Annotated in this window: 1 pseudogene; it reads right to left on the bottom strand. The window is 57.5% G+C overall.

Annotation, left to right across the window (positions count from 1 at the left end):
- Nucleotides 1–110: 110 nt before the first annotated feature.
- A pseudogene (locus V8352_RS21855) lies at nt 111–344 on the bottom strand (transposase); the annotation flags it as partial.
- Nucleotides 345–800: the final 456 nt, after the last annotated feature.

Raw genomic sequence — 800 nt, 5'->3', positions numbered from 1 at the left:
TTCGCCACGCATCGCAGACCCCGCATAAGACACGTCGCTAACGACGTCGTTAAACACGTGTCTTAGAACAAAGACCCATAGTAAGGCAGGCGGTGCCAATGGCGCGGTTACCGACGCTCCGACCGGATGCCGAAGCAATAGCCGACCAACAGCATGCGGATCAGCAACTCAGGATCGACCGAGGGACGGCCGGTGTGGCTGTAGAAATCTGCAAGGTGGGCACGGATGCTGCTCAAGTCGACAAACCGGTCGATGGATCGAAGCAGGTGGTTCCGGAACCCGTGTTCTTCCAGAGAGAACTCGTAGAATAGCGCTGGTTGAGCTTCCTGCCGCGGTCCCATCAGCGCCGATCCTCCCGCTGGTCAGAGGAATTGAATCAGCAACTTATGCTTTGATCAAGCACGAGTTTTTCGACGAAATACGCCCTTTGTGCCAGCCGCCAGCTAAGACGTGGCATAGTGAACGTGATCTACCCTCGGCGTGGAATACAAAGGCAAGTATTTCTGTAAGCGAGCTCCTGCAACCAAACTTACCACCGCGATTACAGCACGTTAACAGCCGCCCTCGGGCGGCTTTTTGCGTTCGACACTTGCCCGTGTCCGGCTGGTGTCCCGTTGGCAACCCGGACTGAAATGCGCTGAGACAAGAACGAGCCGCAGAACACCCTCCCCCTTTTTTGGTCAGGACTAGCGGTGAGAACGGCGGTGCGAAAGTCGGCCACGGTAGCGGCGGGATGAGCCTGCTGCGGGCGGCGTAAAAGTCGTCCACCTTTACCCTTTCTGGTGACAGGGAGGGCGGGA

It is taken from the genome of Roseovarius sp. D0-M9 (genome assembly GCF_037083805.1).
Lineage (GTDB): Bacteria > Pseudomonadota > Alphaproteobacteria > Rhodobacterales > Rhodobacteraceae > Roseovarius.
The sequence above is the reverse complement of the archived record's forward strand: the minus strand, read 5'-3'. Positions and strand labels throughout refer to the sequence as shown.